Annotated in this window: 26 protein-coding genes and 1 tRNA gene; 20 read left to right on the top strand and 7 right to left on the bottom strand. The window is 45.5% G+C overall.

The window, feature by feature from the left end:
* Window positions 1-4 precede the first annotated feature (4 nt).
* The 6 genes from pbpA (at window position 5) to pstB (HAP68_RS12025) (ending at window position 6,691) form a co-directional block, all read left to right on the top strand.
* Window positions 5-2,152 (top strand): penicillin-binding protein 2A, encoded by a 2,148-nt coding sequence (pbpA, locus tag HAP68_RS12050; RefSeq protein ID WP_014305428.1) that lies wholly within the window; start codon window positions 5-7, stop codon window positions 2,150-2,152.
* 155 nt (window positions 2,153-2,307) lie between these two features.
* Entirely contained in the window at window positions 2,308-3,210 is a 903-nt protein-coding gene (locus HAP68_RS12045; protein WP_003153032.1) for a phosphate ABC transporter substrate-binding protein, read from the top strand.
* A 48-nt stretch (window positions 3,211-3,258) separates the two neighbouring features.
* On the top strand, window positions 3,259-4,188 hold the full coding sequence (gene pstC, locus HAP68_RS12040) for a phosphate ABC transporter permease subunit PstC (protein ID WP_003153034.1): 930 nt from the start codon (window positions 3,259-3,261) through the stop codon (window positions 4,186-4,188).
* A complete protein-coding gene (gene pstA / locus HAP68_RS12035; protein ID WP_003153036.1) occupies window positions 4,188-5,072 on the top strand; it encodes a phosphate ABC transporter permease PstA in 885 nt (294 codons plus the stop codon). Before pstC ends, pstA begins: the two co-directional genes overlap by 1 nt.
* 18 nt (window positions 5,073-5,090) lie before the next feature.
* Window positions 5,091-5,897: a phosphate ABC transporter ATP-binding protein PstB gene (gene pstB / locus HAP68_RS12030; RefSeq protein ID WP_024085607.1), complete on the top strand. Its 807-nt coding sequence runs from the start codon at window positions 5,091-5,093 to the stop codon at window positions 5,895-5,897.
* Window positions 5,898-5,908: 11 nt separating this feature from the next.
* The gene (pstB, locus tag HAP68_RS12025) at window positions 5,909-6,691 is read left to right on the top strand and encodes a phosphate ABC transporter ATP-binding protein PstB (RefSeq protein ID WP_003153040.1); all 783 of its coding nucleotides are present in this window, start codon (window positions 5,909-5,911) and stop codon (window positions 6,689-6,691) included.
* A 96-nt stretch (window positions 6,692-6,787) separates the two neighbouring features.
* Here the strand turns inward: pstB (HAP68_RS12025) and HAP68_RS12020 are convergent, their stop codons facing one another.
* Complete coding sequence (locus HAP68_RS12020; RefSeq protein ID WP_003153042.1) at window positions 6,788-7,252, bottom strand: endolytic transglycosylase MltG; 465 nt, start codon at window positions 7,250-7,252, stop codon at window positions 6,788-6,790.
* Window positions 7,249-7,602, bottom strand: coding sequence for a hypothetical protein (locus HAP68_RS12015; RefSeq protein ID WP_003153047.1), 354 nt, complete (start codon window positions 7,600-7,602; stop codon window positions 7,249-7,251). The genes HAP68_RS12020 and HAP68_RS12015 overlap by 4 nt, the downstream gene beginning before the upstream one ends.
* Window positions 7,603-7,949: 347 nt before the next feature.
* Here HAP68_RS12015 and rpmG point away from each other — a divergent pair, with 347 nt between their 5' ends.
* The 3 genes from rpmG (at window position 7,950) to HAP68_RS12000 (ending at window position 8,976) form a co-directional block, all read left to right on the top strand.
* Window positions 7,950-8,099, top strand: a complete 150-nt coding sequence (rpmG, locus tag HAP68_RS12010) for a 50S ribosomal protein L33 (RefSeq protein ID WP_003153056.1) — start codon at window positions 7,950-7,952, stop codon at window positions 8,097-8,099.
* 78 nt (window positions 8,100-8,177) lie between these two features.
* The gene (locus HAP68_RS12005) at window positions 8,178-8,732 is read left to right on the top strand and encodes a 5-formyltetrahydrofolate cyclo-ligase (RefSeq protein WP_024085606.1); all 555 of its coding nucleotides are present in this window, start codon (window positions 8,178-8,180) and stop codon (window positions 8,730-8,732) included.
* A 70-nt stretch (window positions 8,733-8,802) separates the two neighbouring features.
* A complete protein-coding gene (locus HAP68_RS12000) occupies window positions 8,803-8,976 on the top strand; it encodes a hypothetical protein (protein WP_003153061.1) in 174 nt (57 codons plus the stop codon).
* Window positions 8,977-9,052: 76 nt separating this feature from the next.
* Here the strand turns inward: HAP68_RS12000 and nhaC are convergent, their stop codons facing one another.
* Window positions 9,053-10,417: a Na+/H+ antiporter NhaC gene (gene nhaC / locus HAP68_RS11995; RefSeq protein WP_014305423.1), complete on the bottom strand. Its 1,365-nt coding sequence runs from the start codon at window positions 10,415-10,417 to the stop codon at window positions 9,053-9,055.
* A gap of 197 nt (window positions 10,418-10,614) precedes the next feature.
* Between nhaC and HAP68_RS11990 the strand changes: the two genes are divergently transcribed.
* The 5 genes from HAP68_RS11990 (at window position 10,615) to HAP68_RS11970 (ending at window position 14,461) form a co-directional block, all read left to right on the top strand.
* The gene (locus HAP68_RS11990) at window positions 10,615-10,824 is read left to right on the top strand and encodes a YqgQ family protein (protein ID WP_003153065.1); all 210 of its coding nucleotides are present in this window, start codon (window positions 10,615-10,617) and stop codon (window positions 10,822-10,824) included.
* 34 nt (window positions 10,825-10,858) lie between these two features.
* A complete protein-coding gene (glcK, locus tag HAP68_RS11985; protein WP_003153068.1) occupies window positions 10,859-11,821 on the top strand; it encodes a glucose kinase GlcK in 963 nt (320 codons plus the stop codon).
* 82 nt (window positions 11,822-11,903) lie between these two features.
* Window positions 11,904-13,031: a M14 family metallopeptidase gene (locus HAP68_RS11980; RefSeq protein WP_024085605.1), complete on the top strand. Its 1,128-nt coding sequence runs from the start codon at window positions 11,904-11,906 to the stop codon at window positions 13,029-13,031.
* 72 nt (window positions 13,032-13,103) lie between these two features.
* Entirely contained in the window at window positions 13,104-14,141 is a 1,038-nt protein-coding gene (locus tag HAP68_RS11975) for a YqgU-like beta propeller domain-containing protein (RefSeq protein WP_024085604.1), read from the top strand.
* 5 nt (window positions 14,142-14,146) lie between these two features.
* Window positions 14,147-14,461: an MTH1187 family thiamine-binding protein gene (locus HAP68_RS11970; protein ID WP_014305418.1), complete on the top strand. Its 315-nt coding sequence runs from the start codon at window positions 14,147-14,149 to the stop codon at window positions 14,459-14,461.
* Window positions 14,462-14,493: 32 nt separating this feature from the next.
* Here HAP68_RS11970 and HAP68_RS11965 read toward each other — a convergent pair whose 3' ends face one another.
* The gene (locus HAP68_RS11965; RefSeq protein WP_024085603.1) at window positions 14,494-14,667 is read right to left on the bottom strand and encodes a DUF2759 domain-containing protein; all 174 of its coding nucleotides are present in this window, start codon (window positions 14,665-14,667) and stop codon (window positions 14,494-14,496) included.
* Window positions 14,668-14,821: 154 nt separating this feature from the next.
* Here HAP68_RS11965 and HAP68_RS11960 point away from each other — a divergent pair, with 154 nt between their 5' ends.
* On the top strand, window positions 14,822-15,460 hold the full coding sequence (locus HAP68_RS11960) for an MBL fold metallo-hydrolase (RefSeq protein WP_003153077.1): 639 nt from the start codon (window positions 14,822-14,824) through the stop codon (window positions 15,458-15,460).
* A gap of 40 nt (window positions 15,461-15,500) precedes the next feature.
* Here HAP68_RS11960 and HAP68_RS11955 read toward each other — a convergent pair whose 3' ends face one another.
* Window positions 15,501-15,746: a DUF2626 domain-containing protein gene (locus HAP68_RS11955; RefSeq protein WP_003153078.1), complete on the bottom strand. Its 246-nt coding sequence runs from the start codon at window positions 15,744-15,746 to the stop codon at window positions 15,501-15,503.
* Between the two features lie 236 nt (window positions 15,747-15,982).
* Between HAP68_RS11955 and HAP68_RS11950 the strand changes: the two genes are divergently transcribed.
* On the top strand, window positions 15,983-16,363 hold the full coding sequence (locus tag HAP68_RS11950) for a Spx/MgsR family RNA polymerase-binding regulatory protein (protein WP_003153079.1): 381 nt from the start codon (window positions 15,983-15,985) through the stop codon (window positions 16,361-16,363).
* Between the two features lie 63 nt (window positions 16,364-16,426).
* Here the strand turns inward: HAP68_RS11950 and HAP68_RS11945 are convergent.
* Window positions 16,427-16,497 (bottom strand) — tRNA-Gln (locus tag HAP68_RS11945).
* Between the two features lie 71 nt (window positions 16,498-16,568).
* Here HAP68_RS11945 and HAP68_RS11940 point away from each other — a divergent pair.
* Window positions 16,569-17,399 (top strand): STAS domain-containing protein, encoded by an 831-nt coding sequence (locus HAP68_RS11940; protein WP_003153080.1) that lies wholly within the window; start codon window positions 16,569-16,571, stop codon window positions 17,397-17,399.
* Between the two features lie 37 nt (window positions 17,400-17,436).
* Here HAP68_RS11940 and HAP68_RS11935 read toward each other — a convergent pair whose 3' ends face one another.
* Complete coding sequence (locus tag HAP68_RS11935) at window positions 17,437-18,738, bottom strand: hemolysin family protein (RefSeq protein WP_014305416.1); 1,302 nt, start codon at window positions 18,736-18,738, stop codon at window positions 17,437-17,439.
* Window positions 18,739-18,883: 145 nt separating this feature from the next.
* Here HAP68_RS11935 and HAP68_RS11930 point away from each other — a divergent pair, with 145 nt between their 5' ends.
* The 3 genes from HAP68_RS11930 (at window position 18,884) to comGB (ending at window position 22,120) form a co-directional block, all read left to right on the top strand.
* Window positions 18,884-19,834: a magnesium transporter CorA family protein gene (locus HAP68_RS11930; RefSeq protein ID WP_014305415.1), complete on the top strand. Its 951-nt coding sequence runs from the start codon at window positions 18,884-18,886 to the stop codon at window positions 19,832-19,834.
* A gap of 191 nt (window positions 19,835-20,025) precedes the next feature.
* On the top strand, window positions 20,026-21,096 hold the full coding sequence (gene comGA, locus HAP68_RS11925) for a competence type IV pilus ATPase ComGA (RefSeq protein ID WP_003153083.1): 1,071 nt from the start codon (window positions 20,026-20,028) through the stop codon (window positions 21,094-21,096).
* On the top strand, window positions 21,083-22,120 hold the full coding sequence (gene comGB, locus HAP68_RS11920; protein WP_024085602.1) for a competence type IV pilus assembly protein ComGB: 1,038 nt from the start codon (window positions 21,083-21,085) through the stop codon (window positions 22,118-22,120). Before comGA ends, comGB begins: the two co-directional genes overlap by 14 nt.

The following is a 22,120-nucleotide window of genomic DNA, read 5'->3' as shown; positions in this document are numbered from 1 at the left end:
TGTCATGAGGAGAAATAAAAAGAAAATAGCTGTAAACAAAGAAAAGAAAAAATCACTGCCGATCCGGCTTAATTTTTTGTTTTTGGCCGCGTTTCTTATTTTCACTTGGATTATCGTCGAGCTTGGCATCAAGCAGATCGTTCAGGGTGATGATTATAAAAACGCAGCTAATAAGCAGGAGGAGTCTGATGTCAGCACGGCGGTTCCGAGAGGGAAAATATACGACCGGAACCTAAATCCCATCGTAACGAATAAAGCATTAAATGCGATTACATATACACGTTCAGCCTCAACCACCCAGGCGCAGCGTTTAAAAATCGCAAAAAAACTGTCGGGTATGATTAAGGTAAGCACCAAAAAGGTGACTGAGCGGGATAAAAAAGACTATTGGATGTTAACGAGGCCTGATGAAGCGAAAAAACTGATTACGGCCGAAGAAAAGCAAAAAGCTGAAGACAAAAAACTGTCTGAAGATGATTTATATCAGCTTCAGCTGAAACGTATCACAGACAAACAGCTGAATGAGCTCACTTCAAAAGATATGCAGATCCTTGCGATCAAAAGGCAGATGGATTCAGGCTACTCACTGACGCCTCAATACATCAAAAATGAAGGGGTGTCGGCAAAAGAAATGGCCGTCGTCAGCGAACATTTAGATGAACTGCCGGGAGTTGACGTGACGTCTGACTGGGAACGGTCTTATCCTTATAAAAGCCTGATCCGGACATTGCTCGGCAGTGTATCCAGTGCGAACGAAGGTCTTCCTTCCAATCTGCTGGATCACTATCTGTCACTCGGCTACAGCCGGAATGACAGGGTCGGAAAAAGCTATTTAGAATATCAATATGAAAGCCTGCTGCAGGGTCAAAAAGAGAAAGTGCAGAACTTAACCGACTCATCCGGAAATGTCACGGGCAGCAAAGTGATTTCAAAAGGACAGGCCGGTAAAGACCTTGTATTATCCATTGATATGGACCTGCAGAAATCCGTTGAAAAAATCATTGAGAAAAATTTAAGATCGGCAAAAGCGAGACCGAGCACGAAGCTTCTTGATCGGGCCTTCGTCGTCATGATGAACCCGAAAAACGGAGAAGTGCTGACGATGGCCGGCAAACAGATTACGAATGATCATGGAAAGTACAAAATTAATGATTATGCCCTCGGCGCAATGACTTCCTCCTACGCAATGGGATCGGCGGTCAAAGGAGCGACGGTGTTGACCGGACTGCAGACGGGCGCGATTAATTTGAACACCGTTTTCCAGGATGAACCTATGTATTTCAAGGGAAGTAAAAACCCGAAAAAATCATGGACGAATTTAGGTCCCGTAGATATCCAAAAAGCGCTTCAGGAATCCTCAAACGTGTTCATGTTCAAAACGGCGATTGCTGTCGGTAAAGGGGAGTACAAAAAAGGCCAGTCCCTGCCGCTTGATATGAAGGCATTCGATACTTTCAGATACTACTTCAATCAGTTCGGACTCGGAGTTAAGACTGGGATTGATCTTCCGAATGAAGCAACCGGGTACCAAGGGACACAGCGAATTTCCGGTCTTCTGTTAGACTTTGCCATCGGGCAGTACGATACGTTTACACCGCTGCAAATGGCGCAGTATGTATCAACGATCGCCAATGGAGGCTATCGTTTGAAACCTCAGCTTGTAAAAGAGGTCAGACAGCCTGATTCGAAAAAAGGAATCGGAGCCGTTGTAGAGTCTGTTCAGCCTCAAGTACTGAACAAGATTGATATGAATCATGCAGACATTAAAGAAGTGCAGGCAGGTTTCAGACGTGTCATGACAAAAGGGACAGCCGCAACTGATTTTGCGACGGCGACATACAGTCCTGCCGGTAAAACGGGTACGGCGCAATCTTTCTATGACGGTCCTGACAAATCAGAGACGGGTGAAGGAACGTATAATACGACTCTTGTCGCGTATGCACCTGCTGATAATCCGGAAGTGGCTATTTCTGTAGTCGTTCCTTGGGCCTATATTAATTACAGCGATCGATATTCGATTACGAATGATATAGGAAGAGCAGCTCTGGACAAATACTTTGAGCTGAAAAAGAAACAAGAAGATAATAATACGAAGCAGAAAAACGAAGATAAAATTCAGGAAGACGCTGAAAACGGCAATACAAGCAACTAACAGAAAAACGCTCACAACCTGTGAGCGTTTTTTTTATACAAAAAAACATCCGGATTTACAAAACCTTAACACTTGATTTATACGCATTTTACAAGAACCCTTTACTCTATACGTGTAGGACAAATTACACATTAAATGCAGGGGGAATTCAGGAAATGAAAAAAAACAAATGGATGCTTACGCTTCTGATGGCTGCTGTTATGATTGTTGCTGCAGCATGCGGAAATGCAAAGGAAAGCGGCAAGACAGACAGTCAATCTGCAAGTGAGGATAAAAAAGCATCAGGTTCTTTAACCATTTCTGGTTCATCAGCCATGCAGCCGTTAGTACTGGCAGCGGCGGAAAAGTTTATGGAAAAACATCCGGATGCTGATGTGCAGGTGCAAGCGGGAGGTTCAGGAACAGGACTTTCGCAAGTGTCTGAAGGGGCAGTGCAAATCGGCAACTCAGATGTCTTCGCTGAAGAAAAAGAAGGCATTGATGCGAAAGCCCTAAAAGACCACCGAGTAGCGGTAGTGGCGATGGCGGCTGCGGTCAACCCCGGTGCGGGCGTAAAGGATATAACCAAAAAACAGCTGACAGACGTCTTTACAGGCAAAATTAAAAACTGGAAAGAACTTGGCGGTAAAGATCAAAAAATTACACTCGTGAACCGTCCTGATTCATCTGGAACACGCGCTACGTTCGTCAAATATGCTCTTGACGGAGCAGAGCCTGCAGAGGGCATTACAGAGGATTCCTCCAATACAGTCAAAAAAATCATTGCGGAAACGCCGGGAGCAATCGGTTATCTGGCATTCTCTTATATAAACGATGACAAAGTAACGCCTTTATCGATCGGAGGCATCAAACCGGAAGAGAAAAACGTCGTCACAGGCGAGTATCCGATTTGGGCTTACGAGCACTCTTATACGAAAGGTGAAGCGTCAGGCCTTACAAAAACGTTTCTTGACTATATGAACAGCGATGAAGTACAGAAAAGTATCGTAAAAGATCAGGGCTACATTCCGATCTCTGATATGAAAGTCACACGTGACGCAAACGGCAAGCAAAGCTGAGGGGAGGGCGGGCTCCCCGCCTCTTCTTCTTTATAGGAGTGTAAACAAATGATAAATCACAGAGAAAAAGAGTCTGTAAGCGAACGCTTAATAAGCTCAAAACAAAACAGGCAATTGGATGAAGTCCGCGGAAGGGTGATTGTGTCTGTGTGTGCCGCGATTATCATTGCGGCATCAGCGGCGATCACAATTTTTCTCGGCATAAAGGGGCTGCAATCTTTTTTTGTAAATGGTGTAAGCCCGATTGAGTTCTTAACAAGTCTGAATTGGAATCCAACCCAGGCAAAACCTGAGTTCGGCGCGCTGCCTTTTATTTTCGGATCATTTGCGGTCACGATTCTGTCCGCTCTGATCGCAGCGCCCCTCGGTATTGCGGGTGCCGTGTTTATGACGGAAATTGCGCCGACTTGGGGAAAAAAGGTGCTGCAGCCGGTAATTGAGCTGCTTGTCGGCATTCCGTCCGTCGTTTATGGATTCATAGGTCTTACAGTATTGGTTCCGTTTATCGGCTCTTTTAAATCAAGCGGAACGGGTCACAGCCTTCTGGCGGGGACGATCGTACTCTCGGTAATGATTCTGCCGACTGTTACATCGATTTCCGCTGATGCGCTTGCGTCACTTCCGAAACACCTTCGCGACGGTTCATATGCGCTTGGTGCGACGAGGTGGCAGACAATCAGAAAGGTGCTTATCCCGGCGGCGTTTCCGACATTGCTGACCGCTGTCGTGCTCGGGATGGCAAGAGCGTTCGGAGAAGCACTCGCCGTACAGATGGTTATCGGAAATACAAAGCTTCTGCCGGAAAGCCTGCTTGATACGGCGGGAACATTAACGACGATTATCACGTTAAACATGGGCCATACCACATACGGCAGTATTGAAAATAATACGTTATGGTCTATGGGGCTTGTTCTTCTCATCATGTCGTTTCTGTTTATATTGCTCATACGCTACTTGTCATCTAGGAGGAAAGTGTAATGAACCGGAAAATAACGGATAAATTGGCCACCGGTGTATTCGGGTTATGCGCCGCTGTAATCGCGGCGATTTTGGCAGGATTGTTTTTGTACATTCTTATTCACGGCGTCTCTGAAATCTCCTTGCGTTTTCTTACGTCAAAATCGAGCGCCATTGCCTCAGGCGGCGGAATACGGGATCAGCTTTTTAACTCCTTTTACATTCTGTTTATCACCATGCTGATCACGATACCGCTTGGTGTGGGGGGCGGCGTCTTTATGGCTGAATATGCGCCCCAAAATAAAATCACCGATTTTATCAGAACGTGTATTGAGGTGCTGTCTTCGCTTCCGTCCATTGTCATCGGGATGTTCGGCATGCTGATGTTTGTAAACCTGACCGGATGGGGCTACACGATTATCGGGGGCGCGCTCGCATTAACGGTCTTTAACCTTCCCGTTATGGTCCGGGTGACAGAAGGCGCGCTCACTGCAGTCCCTAAGGAGCTGAAAGAAGCTTCTCTTGCTTTAGGCGTATCGAGATGGCATACCGTCAAAACGGTGCTGATTCCGAGTGCGATTCCTTCAATTTTAACCGGAGCCATTCTGGCATCAGGAAGAGTATTCGGAGAAGCGGCCGCATTGTTATTTACAGCGGGGCTGACAACGCCGCGGCTGAACTTTACGGATTTGAACCCGTTTTCTGAATCATCTCCTTTCAACATTTTCAGGCCGGCTGAGACGCTGGCGGTTCATATATGGAGTGTCAATACGCAGGGAATCATCCCTGACGCCGAAGCGATTGCAAACGGCGGCTCGGCGGTGCTGGTGATTTCGGTTCTCTTGTTTAACCTTTCTGCGAGATGGCTCGGGTCTGTCATTTATAAAAAGCTTACGGCAAATTAATCGGAAAGAGGCGAAAACATGATTGATCACATCATCAGGGAACAAGCGGAACAAACAAAGCGTTTGCCGGAGTCTTCGATTTTGGAAGTGAAGCATTTATCAATTTATTACGGTGACAAACAAGCGGTAAAAGATGTAAACATGAATATTGAAAAACATGCGGTGACGGCTCTGATCGGTCCGTCCGGCTGCGGGAAATCAACATTTTTGAGACAGATTAACAGAATGAACGATGCCATTGCTTCGGCAAGAAGCGAGGGAGAGATCCTTTATGAAGGGCTGAATATTTTGGGTGAAGCGATTAATATCGTGTCTCTCAGACGGGAAATCGGTATGGTGTTTCAAAAACCGAATCCGTTCCCGAAATCCATTTACAATAACATCACACATGCGCTGAAGTATGCGGGGGAACGCAGGAAAGCCGTTTTGGATGAGGCGGTCGAGGAAAGCTTAACGAAGGCGGCGCTTTGGGATGAAGTCAAAGACCGGCTTCATTCATCGGCTCTGTCGTTATCAGGCGGCCAGCAGCAGCGCCTTTGTATCGCCCGTACGCTTGCGATGAAACCTGCCGTGCTTCTTTTAGATGAACCGGCTTCAGCTCTGGACCCTATTTCAAACGCCAGAATCGAGACGCTTTTGACAGAACTGAAAAAAGATTATTCGATTATTATCGTTACGCATAACATGCAGCAGGCGCTGAGGGTGTCTGACCGAACGGCTTTCTTTTTAAACGGGGAAGTGGTGGAATACGGGCAGACAGAACAAATTTTCACGAGTCCTAAAGCGCAAAAGACAGATGACTACATTAACGGAAAGTTCGGATAGGGGGAAGGACTGTGAGCCTTGTGAAGGAAGCGGTGCACACACAGAATTTATTTGATATTCACGGCATGAACGTATGGTACGGAGCCCATCAGGCTTTAAAAGACATTACGATCGGTTTTGAGGAGCGGAAGGTAACTGCGATCATCGGTCCGTCCGGCTGCGGGAAATCCACTTTTATTAAAACATTAAACTTAATGCTGCAAATGGCCCCGAATGTCAAAGTGACAGGCGACATGATCTATAACGGGCGCAATCTGCTGAAGGAAAAGACGGATGCGGCAGAATTAAGAAAACAGATCGGTATGGTGTTTCAAAAAGGAAATCCGTTTCCCCAGTCAATATTTGAGAATGTCGTGTACGGTCCGAGAATTCACGGCGAAAAAAATAAAAAGAAACTGCTTGAAATCGCCGAGGAATCTTTAAAAGCAGCTGCGCTCTGGGATGAAGTGAAGGATCGCCTTCACCAACAGGCGCTTTCACTGTCAGGCGGTCAGCAGCAGCGGCTGTGCATCGCAAGAGCGCTCGCCACCAAACCGGACGTCCTTCTGATGGATGAACCGACGTCCGCTCTTGATCCCGTGTCCACGCGGAAAATAGAAGAGCTGATTTTGACATTGAAAGAAAAGTATACAATCGTCATTGTGACTCATAACATGCAGCAGGCTGCGAGGGTCTCTGATCAAACCGCGTTTTTCTATATGGGCGAACTGGTAGAGTGGGGCGATACGGGCAAAATATTTTCTCAGCCGGACCATCAAAAAACACATGATTATATCACCGGAAAATTCGGATAAAAAAAGGGCCCGGCCATTGACCGGGTCCGTTTTATATGTCTATTAAAAAAGCCTGCCGGCCGTATCCATCTGAATGGACGATGCCTGCAAGCTTTTTTAGCGGGTTAATGTTTTGACGATTTTTTTAAAGCTCATATCTGAGTCGACTTTGAAATGGCCGGCGCGGATTTCTTTGTGGTAGCCTGCGTCAATGACGTAATCATTGAAGTCTTTCGCTGAAGGAATAATCCCTTCTTTTTCAAGAATGGATGACACATCAGCAGTGCTCATTCCGTCTTTAATCGTCAGTTTGTATGTTACTTTTTTCTTTTTGGCGTCTGTGTTTTGGTCGTTGTTTAACGATTTTTCTTTAGAATCAAGCAGTTTTTGATAGTCATCCCGGTTGACGGAGACTTTGTGCTGATCGTCGAGGTAGCTGTTTACTTCTTTTTCTGTCAATGCTGTTTTTTCGGTTTTAACGGCGGCTGCCTGGTCATGGTCAGTCAAATAGAAGACAGCGGCGAGAACGGCCGTCGCTAAAATCATGCCTGCTGCAAAAGCCTGAATGCCCCGTTTTGTCATACGAGCACCTTCTCATTATCTTTAATAATGGTATTGACGTCCTCGACAGACACGTGCTCCGCTTTTGCGATGGCTTCCGCAGACATTCCGTTGTTATATTTTGAAATGATTTGTTTGGCGATTTTTTGGTTAATGCCGCTGCTTTTGGCTTTGCGGATCACGAGGTTGGTTTCCAGCAATTCTTCTTCAAGCACCGTCATTTTCTTTTTCAACTTGTAAATTTCCTGCATAGCGGAAAGCTGAAGCGTTTCTAGCTCCTGTTCCACGTCTTTCATCGGATCTCTTTGAGAATATGAGAATGCAATAAGCGCTATACTGACGATAAACAACGCAATAATAGCAATTTCCACGTTTAATCACCTTCTATTATTAATTTGCCCTTCTTTTTTATACCATAAAACGCCGCCATTCTAAAGGAAATAGAGAAAAAAACGGAATTTTGTCGGAAAATCTTTTTTACTCGGGGAGCAGACGGTTATTTCTCTATAGATTTCGTATCAGAAAGCCCTTTTTTGTCCTGTTTCGTCATATTTTACCTTCTTCTGACGCAAGCTCATTCAGAGGATCAGAAGCGTAAACTGATGTTTTCTGCACTTAAACAACATTTCATGTAAATCAGCTCTAGCATTCCGTCCATTATAGTGGTATTATATATAAGTCTGAATAAGTAAATGATATTTAGTTTGGAGGGAAAATAATGCGCGTTAATATTACTTTGGCTTGCACTGAATGTGGTGAGCGTAACTATATTTCTAAAAAGAACAAACGCAACAATCCGGACCGCGTTGAATTTAAAAAATATTGCCCACGTGATAAAAAATCTACGTTACACCGTGAAACAAAATAAGCTGTTTAACACAGCGGAAAAAGCTGGAGCTTTCAATAAAGTTCTGGCTTTTTTGTCTTTCAGGGAGGTTTGAGAAACGTGAAAGCACAAATCAGAACCGATATAAAAGCAAAGCTTTCTGACATGACAGAAAGTGAATGGGAGAAAAAATGCCGCAGCATGCGTGAAACGCTGTTTTCTTTAAAAGAATGGAAACAGGCCCGCGTGATCGCCGTTACCATCTCGACACGCCTGGAAATTCCGACACGGCCGATGATTGAACAGGCCTGGCAAGAGAAAAAACAAGTCTGTATCCCAAAATGCTTTCCGAAGACGGGAGCAATGGAGTTCCGTACATTTTCTGCGTATGATCAGCTGGAAACCGTATATGCGGGCCTCAGTGAACCGATCGAGAGTCTGACGGAAAAAGCCGCCCAAAATGACATTGACCTTGTGATTGTGCCCGGCGTGGCTTTTGACCGGGAAGGCTTCAGAATCGGATACGGCGGAGGATATTATGATCGGTACCTGTCCGGTTATAAAGGCCGTACCGTGTCGCTTCTCTTTGACTGCCAGCTGACAGACCGCATTCCCCGCATGCCCCACGATATTCCGGTCGATATGATCGTGACTGAATCTGAAACCATCGCTTAATCGCATAAAAAACTTTTTGCACCGGAATAATTCTCGCTGTTTGACAAACGATAGGGGCAGGAGGGATAAGATGAAAAAATTGTTGATCTACTCATTATGCGCCGTATCTGTTTTAGCCGTTTACCAAAACCGCTACCGTCTGATGAACAGCGTGCTCAGCCAGCCGGGGATCAGACGGACATTCATTCATTTCTTTTTAAAAATACCGTTTATCAGAAACAAATTCATTCAGCAGGCATTTTAAACAAATCCCGTTTTTTAAGCGGGATTTTTTGCATAAGAAAACCTGCCGGTAAAAAACGGCAGGTTTTCTCGTATTGTCAGCTTTTTTTCAGGAAACCGAGCAGAATTGAGATCATAGGAGAAATGTACAGGAAAAAGGTAAACGGCAGGTAGTCGACGACGGAAACCCCTAATGCGCTTGCCATAAAAGCGCCGCTTACTCCCCAGGGAATCAGCGGGTTGATCAAAGTTCCGCCGTCCTCAAGCGACCGCGCAAGGTGAATCCGCTTAATGCCGAGCTTGTCATATAAAGGTTTATAAGATTGACCCGGAATTAAGATCGACAAATACTGCTCACCTGTCGCAAGGTTTACGCCTATACTTGAGAAGACGGTCGCCATGACAAGACGTCCTTTCGTATGCACGCCTTTTATCAATCCTTGAAGCAGCGCCGCGATCAGGCCCGTTTTTTCCATCAGGCCGCCGAGCGCAAAGGCGATCATAATCAGAGAGACTGATCCCATCATCGATTGGAGCCCGCCTCTGTTGATAATGCTGGCCACAGCCTGGTCGCCGGTTTTAAACGCCGTCCCGCTTTGCAGGGCGGATATAAATCCTTGAATGCTGCTGTCAGGAATAAAAACAGCAGTCAGAAGCCCTGCGGAAATAATACCGGCGGTAAGCACCGGAATCACGGAAACCCGTCTCACAGCTAAAATGATCACCAACAGAGGTGAAAGAAGCGACCAAGGCGTAACGTGCACGGCCTCTTTTATTCCGGAAATGACCGCCTCAATATTTTGCGTTGAAGCGGCATTTATTGAAACAGATGAACCGAGAATATAAAAAAGAACGATCGTGATCAGCAGTGCCGGAACGGTAGTGCCCATCATATGGCGAATATGCTTAAAAATCGGAATTTCGCCGATTCCGGCGGCAAAATTCGTCGTGTCGGACATCGGTGACATTTTATCACCGAAACAAGCTCCGCAAATGACTGCTCCCGCCGTCCATTCGAGCGGAACTCCCGCCGCGCTTGCTACCCCTAACAGCGCGACGCCGATTGTACTGACAGTTGTCAGACTTGAGCCGACAAGCGTGCTGATAATCATGCAGGAAAATAATGCGGTCAAAAGCAGCTGACTCGGCTGTATAATTGACAGAGCGTAAACGGTGACGGTGGGAATGGCGCCGCTGTACATCCAGGCGCCGATCAGCACGCCGATCAAAGCCAGCACGATAATCGGCTGCACACCGTTTTTCAATCCGCTGACAATTCCTTTTTCAAGACTCTCCCACGAGAAACCGAGCCACAAACCTGCCAGAGACAGAATAATGACGCAAAAGAACAGCGGCATATGCGGCTCTGTATGAAAGAAAAACAGGCAGGAAATAATGACTGCTAACATCAAGACAAATAAACTGATGGCTGAGATGAACGTCAGCCTTTTTTCTTGTTTCAAAACAACACCCCATCAAACTTTAATCCTTTTGTGCTTTTGGGCACGAAAGTATTGTAACAGAAAAACGCATAAATGAGTGTTTTTTTACAATTGTGAATATACAATTTATGAAAATAATACAAGGATATTTTCTCCAATCGTTTTTTGCTTGACGCCCGGATCAGTGATGAAATACGCTTATACTAAGAAGAATAGAAATGGTGAAGAAGATGAATTCATTTTATGACGTGCAGCAGCTGTTTAAGTCATTCGGACATATTGTTTATTTCGGTGACAGACAAGCCGAAATTGACTTTATGAAAGATGAATTAAAGGAAATGTACTTGTCAAACGTGATTGAAAGAGATTTATGGCAAAAAGCCGCCGGAGTTCTTCAGAGAGAATCGGAGCGGATCAGAGGCAGTTAACACAGCAGGATTTTAATAAGAAAAGGAGATTATTATGGAAGATACATGGTTTGCGGGGATTGATCTTGGCGGAACAACCATCAAGCTGGCCTTTATCAACATGTACGGTGAAATTCAGCATAAATGGGAAGTTCCGACCGATAAATCAGGAAACACAATTACGGTCACGATCGCCAAAGCGCTTGATCAGAAGCTGGAAGAACTGAACAAGCCGAAACGGATTGTAAAATGGATCGGAATGGGAGCGCCCGGACCTGTGGAAATGACGACGGGAATGGTCTATGAGACGACAAATATGGGGTGGAAAAACTATCCGCTGAAAGACCATCTCGAGGCGGAAACGGGTATTCCGGCCGTCATTGAAAACGATGCCAATATCGCGGCGCTCGGAGAAATGTGGAAGGGTGCAGGTGACGGGGCCAAAGATGTCATTTTAGTGACGCTCGGAACCGGAGTCGGCGGAGGCATCATCGTCAACGGAGAAATCGTTCACGGTAAAAACGGGGCCGGCGGAGAAATCGGTCATATTTGCAGTATCCCGGAAGGAGGAGCTCCGTGCAATTGCGGAAAATCCGGCTGCATCGAAACGATTGCGTCCGCAACCGGCATCGTCCGCATCGCGAAAGAAAAGCTTGCGGCGGTTTCCGACTCTTCGCTCTTACAAGTGCGCGATCTGACGGCACGTGACGTGTTCGAAGCGGCTAAACAGCAGGATAAGACCGCGCTTGAAGTCGTCGATTATGTCGCAAAACATTTAGGCCTCGTGCTCGGAAATCTGGCAAGCGCCATGAATCCGACGAAAATCGTGCTCGGCGGAGGCGTGTCTAAAGCGGGGGAAATCCTGCGGTCAAAAGTGGAAGAGACCTTCAAAATCACCGCGTTCCCGCGTTCTGCGGAAGCGGCCGATATTTCGATTGCGGCACTTGGAAATGACGCCGGAGTCATCGGCGGGGCGTGGATTGCCAAAAATGAATGGCTCAAACATCAAAACTGCTGAAGAAAGTCTGCCTGCCCATATCGCGGGCGGCTTTCTTTTTTTATCTCCCCTGTCATATAGTTTTTAAAAAAGGGGGATGAACATGGCGGGAATTCGTGTCAAACCTGAATTGAAACAGCATATGAAAGATATTGCAAAGGTGCTTTCAATTGATGAAAAACTGTTGAAAGCCGCTGATAAAACGGCGGAAAGCGATGAATTATTTTGTCCCGGCTTTGCCGTTAGCGGGCAGTCAGAGGGTCCGCCGCTTGAGACGCTGAGCGGGCTTTCACGATACATCCGGCACTGTGAAAGCGTTCTTTCCGCTGATCAATGGGTGAAGGAAGAAAAGGTGTACGGCTCTGAATCGGTTTATGAAGAAATTGAGAAAATAACGGATGTCTTTCCGTTTGTCACAAGCCGTAAAATCGGCAGTTCCGTATTGGGAAAGCCGCTTTATGAGCTGAAAATAGGTGCGGATACGGCCGAAAGAAAAGTCCATGTAAACGCCTCATTTCATGCCAATGAATGGATCACCACCTCGGTCGCGCTTAAATGGTGTAAAGAATATTGCGCGGCATTATGCGAAAATAAAACCGTTTTCGGGCAGTCTGTGCTTGATATATTCAGCCGGACATCATTGTCATTCGTTCCGCTCGTAAATCCCGACGGTGTTGATCTCGTACTTTACGGATGTGAAGATTTATCAGAAAAAAATGAATTCCTCAACGAATTAAATGAGCGCCGCCCGGATTTCCGCGAATGGAAGGCGAATATAAACGGTGTGGATTTAAATAAACATTTCCCATCCAATTGGGATATTGAACAAAGGCGCAAACCGAAAGCCCCTTCATACCGTGATTTTCCGGGAACGGCGCCGCTCACTGAACCGGAGGCGCAGGCGATGCACCGGATGATAACGGAACAGCCGCCTGACCGGCTGATCGCGCTTCATACGCAGGGAGAAGAGATTTACTGGGGATACGAAGGATGTGAACCGGAGCAATCATCCCAGATGATTCGGGAGTTTGAAGCGATAAGCGGAAACCGCTATCAAGGCGTTAAAACCATTGACAGCCATGCCGGTTTTAGGGATTGGTTTATACAGCAGTATGGAAAAGAGGGCTATACCATTGAGCTCGGGAAGGGAAAAAACCCTTTGCCTTTTCATCAGTTTGCTGATATTTATCAAGCGACGGAAGGTATTTTGTGGAGGTCGCTTGTTTTTTGAGACATCTGTGAAATTTCTCATTTGTTTACATAAACAAATATGGGACAATAGAAAAGAATGGAGGGAAGGCTGATGAGATACTTGGTTTGTGTTCTGCTGTCCGCATTCGTTCTGTGTTTAGCGGCCTGTGAACCATCTCATCAGCAGCAAGACACAGGCGTTTCGGCAAAATCGGCAGAACAGAAAATCGTTCCGCTCAGTAAAAAGGAAGCGGAAAAAACGGAAGGATGGCTGGATAACAGAACAATTCTGTATACAGCACATCATCAGCTGATGAAATATGATCTTTTCAGCGGAAAATCCGAACGGCTCTATGAAACAAAGGGCAATATTGTCAATGTAAAGATCAGCCGGAAAAAACAGCTGATTCTCGTACAGGTGACAAGCAGCGGTCAGACTGAGCTTGTGCTTATGAACAAGCAGGGGAAAAGACTTTATCACAAAGCCTTTAACTCTTATGAGCTGGAGACGGCTTGGAATCCGTATGACCCGTATCAAATGATGATTACCGTTTTTACTGAAACATGGGACTTCACAGCCTATACGGCCGATATGAACAACGGCATTTTAAAAAAGAGTCCCGTTCAGGCCCCTTTTGTCCATTGGACCTCCACTGATGAATTCCAATATATCAAGCAAGGAAAAACGGAGGAAGAGGGTCCTTTATATTCTTATGACTTGCAGACGAAAAAAGAAAAAAGAGTGCTTCATCACGTCATCTGGGCTGATTCCCGCCCGGGCATGACGATTGCCGTCAGACCAACGGATCAATCGGACGGAGACGGCGAGTTCTTTTTCCAAAAGCCGGCATCCGTGACACACCGCTTTCCTCTCCAAAAAAAGTATGAGAGCTTCGCGCCGATGGAATATGATTACGATCAGACACACAAGCGGTTTTACATATTTAAGCCTGAAGGCCGCTCTTACAATCTGATCAGCTTTGACTTAGGAGACGAACGGGAGCGGACGGTGCTCAAAAACACGGAAATGGAGCCGATTCAGATCTCTCCGAACGGGGAATACGCTTTATACGGCTTTACGTATGACCGTCTGATTTCACTGAAAACGGGCATGACAGAACCAATCATAACAAATGAAAAAGGAGTTTGAACCAAATGGCAATTGCAGATGTCACAATCATTCCGATCGGAACAAAAACACCGAGCGTCAGTGAGTATGTAGCGGATGTGCAAAAAATTTTGGAGGGTTACAAAGCTGCCGGCAAAATCAAATTTCAGCTCACGCCGATGAACACGTTGATTGAAGGTGAGCTGAGCGACTTATTCGCAGTCATTCAGGATATTCACGAAGCCCCGTTCCAAAAAGGGCTGCACAGAGTGGCGACAAATATCCGCATTGATGACAGACGTGATAAAGAAACGACGCTGGAGAGCAAAATCAAAAGTGTCAGCAAACATTTGCAGCAATAAAAAATAAGCCTGTATCCATTGGATACAGGCTTTTAATGTGCAGTCGGATAGCCGCTGGTTACAACGGTCATTACGGTAAACCAGCCAAACACGCCCAGCGTGGCGGCGGCTAACAAAAATCCCAGGATATTTTTCTGTCTGACAGCCCGCAGGACTCCTAATACAGCTAATAATGCGACAAGGCCGAAGATTACAACAAGTAACATCATGCTCCTCCTTTGTCATTGGAACCTGAAAATCTTTCCATTTCATTTTAACCGTTTTCATTTTGTTTGTCGATAGCGTTTTCCCGGCCGCATCCATTGAATCTTCCCCAGAAAACCTTCATAATAAGGGCATATACATAAAGAGGTGATGAAAGTGAAATGGAGACGAATGCCGGCCGGTCCGATTCAGGCAAACGCGTATTTTCTTGTCAGTGAGGATCAGTCCTGTCTTATTTTTGATCCGGGCGGGGAAGCGGACAAAATCAACAATTACATAAAAGAAAACAATCTGAAGCCGCTGGCCATCTTACTGACGCACGCTCATTTTGACCATATCGGCGCACTTGACGAAGTAAGAGACAGATGGGATGTTCCCGTCTATCTTCACAAAAATGAAGAAAAGTGGCTGGAGGACTCTTCCTTAAACGGATCAGGCATATTGCGGGGCATCGCCGTAACGGCACGGCCCGCCGAACGGCTCATCGAAGGCGACGGCATTTTGGACATCGGGCCTTTCCATTTGGAGACATTGTTTACGCCGGGACATTCACCGGGAAGCGTTTCTTATTATGTGAAGGACGCAGATCTGGTGATTTCAGGTGATGTGCTCTTTCAGGGAGGCATCGGCCGAACTGATTTACACGGCGGAAGTCAGGACGTATTGCTTGATTCCATTCATCAAAAACTGCTCACGCTTCCCGGACATACACTTGTATTAAGCGGGCACGGGCCGGAAACGGACATCCAGACAGAGCAGGAGCGAAACCCGTTTATCAATGGTTTTTCACTGTAAATGAAAAAAGACAGACCATAATCGGTCTGTCTTTTTCTGTTCAGTGGGTTCCGCCGCCCGGTGTCATAATAAAAATAGAGTAGTATGTAAATCCGGCGAAAAATACGGTTAAGTAAGCTCCGAAAATATAAATATACATCCGCTCAGTCAGATTCAAATAAGAAAGAAATACGAAAAAGATCGTCTGTCCAAAAAACAAAAGAGAAGCGTCTTTCATGCCCCCTAGAAAAAACATGACCGCAAATATCCCCGTCCAAAATCCTAACACCCGGAACATGCGATTCATTCCTTATCCCCTCCCGAGAGTCTATCTGAAGTTTATTATAATAGATCGGCACTCAAAATGTAAACATTTTCATGATTATATTTATTGTGGAATTTATGTCTTTCCCTGTGTTTTATATCTTATGCCGTTCTCTAAAAAAGATCCGAAAAATCTTTTTGAAATACGTTTAGGGAAAAAAAGTTCAGGGTACTTATGTTAACAAAGAGACGGATTATCCGAGGGAGGAATTTTTAAAAATGAAAGAACTTATTTTTTATTCATACCCGAGCTGCACATCATGCCGAAAAACGAAACATTGGTTAAAAGCCCACAATGTTGACTTTCAAGAGCGACATCTATTCCGGGAGACACCGACAATTGATGAATTGAAACAGATCTTATCATTAACGACCGAAGGAATTGATGAAATATTGGCGACGAGAAGCCAAACATTTAAAAACCTTAACCTCAACATTGAAGAAATGACTGTAAATGAAGTGCTGAAGCTTTTGACTGAGAAGCCGAAACTGCTGCGGCGTCCGATTCTGATCGATCGCAATAAGCTCGTTATCGGATACAATCCGGGAGAACTGATGAAGCTGACGAAGAAAAAAACGGTACATCAATCTGTATCATAAGAGAAAAACGAAGATCCGCTGATCAAATATATCAGCTAATCTTCGTTTTTTGCGGTTGCGGGACTGGGCTAGCTGGATTCGAACCAACGATCACGGAGTCAAAGTCCATTGCCTTACCGCTTGGCTATAGCCCATCGGATGTAATTACAGTATGTGCGTCCGGCCCCGATTTATACATACAAAGTAATTTGAATGGAGGAGACCCGTGAAACATTTGAATGAAACATTATCTCGAACTTTAATTGAAGAATCAGGTGAAATCACACGCCAGTGGCTGCTCATACCAAAATCGGGGCGGCCTTCAGATGATCAGAAAGCGGAAATGCAGCACCGTCTGTTAATTGAAATCGTTGCCGGCATTTTATCGGAAAAAGAAGGCGGAGAAGAGGAGCTGACAAAGTGGGCGCTTCAGTTCGCAAGGGACCGGGCCGTCCATGAAGTACCGGTCTATGAAAGCGTCACGAGCTTTAAAGAATTCCGGAGATTGGTCTGGAACCGCATACAGACATGCTGCGAAACGATGTCTGAGAAGCCCGGGGCGAATGCGGTATTCCATTGGGGAGAGAAGCTGAACAAAGCAATTGACCATATGATTGAAGTATTTACAGAGGAATATTATAAAGTGACGGTTACACAATTAAACGCCCAAAAGGAAATGATTAACGAACTGAGCGCGCCGATTATGCCGATTGCCGCCGGTATTGGAATTTTGCCGCTTGTCGGCGAAATTGATACCTACCGGGCAAAAATGATTTTGGAATCGGTGCTTGACCAATGTTCTTCACTCCGGCTTTCTTATTTATTTTTAGATATATCAGGTGTGCCGATTGTGGATACGATGGTCGCTTATCAGATTTTCAAAGTGATTGACAGCACAAAACTTCTCGGCATAGAAACGACAATCTCAGGCATCAGGCCGGAAATCGCGCAGACCGTCGTGAAGCTCGGCATCGATTTTTCTCAGGTGAAAACGGAGCAGAGTCTGGCGAAGGCGCTGGCAAAAAACGGATTTATCGTAAAAGAATCATTAAGATGATAAAAAGCTGAATGGCCGGGAGGGATTTCTCCCTCAGCTATTCAGCTTTGTCAGCTTCAATCGTCATGATATGATGGCTGTCGATTTCTTTTACCGTAAATGTGTAGCCTTCAAAATCAATGGTGCTCCCGGGCTTCGCGTCAATATGCTGAGTAAGAAACCAGCCCCCCAGTGTATCGACTTGATCAGCCGTAATCTCTGTTCCGAGTAAATCATTGACGTCACTGATCAGCAATTTGGCGTTCAGGAGATAGCGGTTCTTCCCAAGCTTTTGAACGGAAGGTGTTTCGTCCGTATCAAATTCGTCGCGGATTTCGCCGACGATCTCTTCAATGATATCTTCCGCCGTTACTAACCCCGCGGTTCCGCCGTATTCATCAATGAGAATGGCCATATGGGCGTGTTCCCGCTGCATTTTAACGAACAATTGATAAATCGGAATCGTCTCAATCACATGGATCGCCGGCTGAATGTAAGGGCTGAGTTCGTGTTTTGTAAACGCCGCTCCTTCTGACAGGAATCTGAATAAAACTTCTTTTATATTGATGATGCCGACTACATGATCTTTATCTCCTTTTACGACGGGATACCGGGTATATTTATTTGTTTTGATAATGTCCCGGAGCATATGTCCCGATCCGCTGTCTAACGGCAGGCTCACCATTTCATTCCGGGGCACCATAATTTCTTTGGCAGTGCGCTTATCAAATGTGAAAATGTTATTTACGTAATGCAGCTCACTTTTTTTGATCATGCCGCTTCGATAGCTTTCGGCAAGGAGCACCCGCAATTCCTCTTCCGTATAAGCCATTTCATGTTCGGAAGCAGGCTTCAAGCCGAACATGGCTGTAATTAGGCGGGCGGAATGATTGAGCAGCCAGATGAACGGAAACATTAACTTATAAAACAAAATCATCGGTCTGGCAGACAAAAGTGTAATCCGCTCGGCTTTTTGGATAGCAAAACTTTTCGGGGCGAGTTCGCCGATGACGACATTCACATATGTAACCAGCAGAAAGGCGATGATCAATGACAGTACTTGGGCAACCGCTTCGTGAACTCCGGTCTTTAAAAATAACGGCTGAAGCATTGCTTTGACTGTCGGTTCACCCAGCCAGCCGATCCCCAAAGCGGTGACGGTGATGCCCAATTGGCACGCCGATAAATATTCATCGAGGTGTGTAATGACATGCTTGGCTGCTTTTGCTCCTTTTACATCTTCCTCAATGAGCTGATTAATACGGGAGCGCCTTGCTTTAACGATTGAAAACTCTATGGCGACAAAACACGCCGTTAATAATATAAATAGTACGATGGCGGATAGTTTGATGATATACAATGTAACGCCTTCCGCGAAGGAAGGCTTGCACCTCCCTTTTTTCGGAATAATACCACTGTAGAAAGCTGCTCAAACATCGAACCTGGTTTAGCCCGCCTCATTTACGGTAATAAAACAAGAAAGCGATACTGGAGGATGACAAGAGATGAATGTACATTCGGGTGCGGACTGGCTGTGGTACCAGCTCGGTCCGCATGAAAAAACGGAAGCGAAAAAAATGATCCATCACAATCACTGGCCGCAATGCGAAAAGTGGTTTGAACATGAAAATCATATAAACTTTCTGCGCTCAGATACAAATGATCAGAATAATGAAGCGGTTTTCGGATCTTTAATCTATCATCAAGGATTAGATGATGAAAAAAACCATACCGTATTTCACTTTTATATTACGAGAGACTTCTTTTTTACGATTAATTTTGATTTTTCGCTGCTGCGCGGTGTAAAAGAAAAGCATGCCACACAGCAGATTCAAACCTGTGAAAATCCGATTGAAGGCTTTTTTGTTCTGCTGGGAGAGCTGATGAATTCCTATCTGATCGGACTGGATGAATTTGAAGTCAAGCAGCGGACGCTGAAATGGCAGATTCATGATGACAACAGCAAAGGAATCTTGGAAAATGTGCATAAACTGCGCCATGAGCTGTTCATTTGGAAAGGCCTTACACTGGGGGCTAAAAAAGTGGAAATGGCTTTAAAAGAAGCATTTCTTCCGAAAAATGACAGGCAGAAAGATTACCTCAGAGCTCATCATAAGATGGAAAGAGGGATTACATATATCAATGAGTTTGATCAGGAACTGAGCAATCTGCTGCACGCCGAGGAAGTCATTACTTCCCAAAGAGGAAATGAAATTGTGAAAGCCTTGACGATCTTTACAACTCTCTTTACACCGATGACGGCGCTTGGAGCTCTCTGGGGGATGAACTTTGATAACATGCCGGAGCTTCATTGGAAATATGCGTATATCTGTTCCATCGTGCTCATTATTGTATCAACCCTGCTGATTTATATTTATCTGCGGCAGAAAGGCTGGACAGGGGACATTTTGAGGGAGCATCAAAAAAAATATTTGCGGAAAGAAAAGAAACGCTAAGAAGAGCAGGCATACGCCTGCTTTTTTGATGGCTGAAAATGGCCGAATGGTTCCGGATTTCATTCAGTAAATCAATGTCAGGGGGCTTATTTTTTATTTTTTTGCGTTTTACACAGTGTAAAACGCATAATCTCTCCTTTGCCGGCTTTTGTGTATCTGATTTACAATACGTGCGGAAGGAGGGAAGTCTTGTGAAAAATATTGAAACATACAGCAGGAACATCATAAACGAGGCCTATACGGCAAGGGCTTCAGATATACACATTGTGCCGAGAGAAAAGGATGCTTTCATTCATTTTCGCATCGGCCATGCTCTTGTGAAAAAAAGAGTCTTAAAAAAAGAGGAATGCGTAAGGCTTATTTCTCATTTCAAGTTTTTATCGGCCATGGATATAGGAGAAAGACGTAAGCCGCAAAACGGGTCATTGTCTCTGCCGCTTCCGACGGAAACCGTTCATTTGAGAATGTCAACCTTGCCGACAATGAATGATGAAAGTCTTGTCATCAGGCTTTTGCCTAAGCGGCAGATTCCCCCTCTGGATAAACTGTCCTTATTTCGGGGGGCGGGCGCCGCACTATTGTCCTTTCTGAAGCATTCACACGGCCTGCTTCTGTTTACCGGCCCGACCGGCTCTGGAAAAACGACCACTCTTTACTCGCTTGTCAACTATGCAAAACGGCATTTCAACCGGCGGATTGTCACGCTTGAAGACCCCGTAGAAACAAGAGATGAGGATGTGTTGCAAGTTCAGGTGAATGAAAAAGCCGGAGTCACATATTCCGCCGGTTTAAAAGCGATTTTAAGACATGATCCCGATATGATCATCTTAGGGGAAATCAGAGATGCCGAAACGGCTGAAATCGCAGTCCGCGCGGCCATGACGGGACACCTCGTTCTTTCAAGCCTGCATACAAGAGATGCTAAGGGCGCCATATACAGGCTGCTGGAGTTTGGGGTGAACATGACAGAAATTGAACAAACCGTCATTGCCATTGCCGCTCAGCGTCTGGTTGATTTAACATGTCCGTTCTGCAAAGAGGAAAACTGTTCCGTGTACTGCCGGATGTACAGGCAGACCCGCCGTGCGGGCATTTATGAACTGCTCTACGGGAAAAACCTCACCCAATGCTTTCAGGAAGCAAAGGGAGAGCACGCCAATTTTCAATATCAGACGCTCCGCAGGCTGATCAGAAAAGGAATCGCGCTCGGCTATGTCACAACCGACAATTACGATCGGTGGGTGTATCATGAAGCGGATTAAACGAACCTGGCCGTTGAAGGATCAAGCGGCTTTTTTGAAAAGGCTCGGTGAAATGACGGAAAAAGGATACAGTCTGATTGAAGGGCTCAGACTGCTGAAACTCCAGCTGCATAAACGTCAGCTTGCAGAGCTGACGGACGGAATCCGCCGGCTGAGGGAAGGTGATGCGTTTTACGAAGTGCTTGAGGCACTGTCTTTTCATAAAGAAGCCGTCTCTATCTGCTATTTCGCAGAGAAACACGGAGAATTGCCGGGGGCGATGAAACAAAGCGGCGAATTATTACAGAGAAAGCTCATGCAGACGAATCAAATCAAAAAAATGCTCCGGTATCCGATGTTTTTAATTTCTTCCGTCTGTGTCATGTTTTATATCCTGCAAAGTTTAATTATTCCGCAGTTTTCTGGGATTTATCAATCAATGAATATGAATACATCCGGTGCGACTGCTTTCATCTTTGCATTTTTTCGGCATTTTCATGAAGCCTGCGCACTGGCGCTGTCCGCCGCTTTCTGCTTGTTTTTGTACGTTTGGTTCTTATGTAAGAAAAAATCCCCGCAAGATAAAATGCTCATTGTTGTGAAAATACCCCTCTTGGGAAAAGCGGCCGTTCTTTTTAACAGCTACTTTTTCTCTTTACAGCTCAGCAGTCTTCTGAAATCCGGCCTTTCTATCTATGACAGCTTAACAGCTTTTAAAGAACAATCTTTTCTGCCTTTTTATCGTGAAGAAGCAGAGATGCTCATTACACGTCTGAAAGCCGGAGAAACCATAGAATCCGCTCTTTCCGGGCATCCGTATTATGAAAAAGATCTTGCGGCTGCAGTCAGCCACGGACAGGCAAACGGCCTGCTTCACCGCGAACTTTATACGTACAGCCAGTTTATGATGGAGCGTCTTGAACAAAACGCGGCGAAGTATACCGGCATTCTCCAGCCTGTCATTTACGGTGTTGTGGCCGGTATGATTTTAATTGTCTACATGTCAATGCTGATGCCGATGTACCAGATGATGAACCAAATGTAA

The sequence above is a fragment of the Bacillus sp. Bvel1 genome, from assembly GCF_014872755.1.
Taxonomy (GTDB): Bacteria; Bacillota; Bacilli; order Bacillales; family Bacillaceae; genus Bacillus; species Bacillus velezensis.
This window is presented reverse-complemented; position numbering and strand designations above follow the sequence as displayed.

Bases quoted from the DNA above. Each gene is read 5' to 3' on its own strand.
- HAP68_RS11980 (WP_024085605.1), top strand. From the start codon at position 11,904: ATGGCGGGAATTCGTGTCAAACCTGAATTGAAACAGCATATGAAAGAT.
- HAP68_RS11955 (WP_003153078.1), bottom strand. From the start codon at position 15,746: ATGAATCGCATGTTCCGGGTGTTAGGATTTTGGACGGGGATATTTGCG.
- HAP68_RS11990 (WP_003153065.1), top strand. From the start codon at position 10,615: ATGGTGAAGAAGATGAATTCATTTTATGACGTGCAGCAGCTGTTTAAG.
- HAP68_RS11930 (WP_014305415.1), top strand. From the start codon at position 18,884: ATGAATGTACATTCGGGTGCGGACTGGCTGTGGTACCAGCTCGGTCCG.
- comGB (WP_024085602.1), top strand. From the start codon at position 21,083: ATGAAGCGGATTAAACGAACCTGGCCGTTGAAGGATCAAGCGGCTTTT.
- HAP68_RS11975 (WP_024085604.1), top strand. From the start codon at position 13,104: ATGAGATACTTGGTTTGTGTTCTGCTGTCCGCATTCGTTCTGTGTTTA.
- rpmG (WP_003153056.1), top strand. From the start codon at position 7,950: ATGCGCGTTAATATTACTTTGGCTTGCACTGAATGTGGTGAGCGTAAC.
- glcK (WP_003153068.1), top strand. From the start codon at position 10,859: ATGGAAGATACATGGTTTGCGGGGATTGATCTTGGCGGAACAACCATC.
- pstB (WP_024085607.1), top strand. From the start codon at position 5,091: ATGATTGATCACATCATCAGGGAACAAGCGGAACAAACAAAGCGTTTG.
- pstC (WP_003153034.1), top strand. From the start codon at position 3,259: ATGATAAATCACAGAGAAAAAGAGTCTGTAAGCGAACGCTTAATAAGC.
- HAP68_RS11970 (WP_014305418.1), top strand. From the start codon at position 14,147: ATGGCAATTGCAGATGTCACAATCATTCCGATCGGAACAAAAACACCG.
- pbpA (WP_014305428.1), top strand. From the start codon at position 5: ATGAGGAGAAATAAAAAGAAAATAGCTGTAAACAAAGAAAAGAAAAAA.
- pstA (WP_003153036.1), top strand. From the start codon at position 4,188: ATGAACCGGAAAATAACGGATAAATTGGCCACCGGTGTATTCGGGTTA.
- HAP68_RS11965 (WP_024085603.1), bottom strand. From the start codon at position 14,667: ATGTTACTTGTTGTAATCTTCGGCCTTGTCGCATTATTAGCTGTATTA.
- HAP68_RS11950 (WP_003153079.1), top strand. From the start codon at position 15,983: ATGAAAGAACTTATTTTTTATTCATACCCGAGCTGCACATCATGCCGA.
- HAP68_RS12020 (WP_003153042.1), bottom strand. From the start codon at position 7,252: ATGACAAAACGGGGCATTCAGGCTTTTGCAGCAGGCATGATTTTAGCG.
- HAP68_RS12000 (WP_003153061.1), top strand. From the start codon at position 8,803: ATGAAAAAATTGTTGATCTACTCATTATGCGCCGTATCTGTTTTAGCC.
- HAP68_RS12045 (WP_003153032.1), top strand. From the start codon at position 2,308: ATGAAAAAAAACAAATGGATGCTTACGCTTCTGATGGCTGCTGTTATG.